Raw genomic sequence first — 239 nt, forward strand, 5'->3', positions numbered from 1 at the left:
GTCAGGCTTCGCGACGGCATCGTCACCATCCGTCCGATCGCGGGTACGCGGCCGCGCGGCGAGACGGCGGCCGAAGACAACGCGCTGGCCGAAGCACTGATGAACGACCCCAAGGAGCGGGCCGAGCACCTGATGCTGGTCGACCTCGGGCGCAACGATGTGGGGCGCGTGGCGCAGACGGGCGCCGTGACGGTCACGGACAGTTTCTTCATCGAGCGCTACTCGCATGTGATGCACCT

1 protein-coding gene is annotated in these 239 nt (G+C 67.8%); it reads left to right on the top strand.

The features are described from left to right. A partial coding sequence (locus tag Q5L94_RS14105) for a chorismate-binding protein (RefSeq protein ID WP_317498974.1) occupies positions 1 to 239 on the top strand: 239 nt, incomplete at both ends.

This window comes from Idiomarina sp. Sol25, from assembly GCF_033052775.1.
In the GTDB taxonomy this organism is placed as follows: Bacteria; Pseudomonadota; Gammaproteobacteria; order Enterobacterales; family Alteromonadaceae; genus Idiomarina.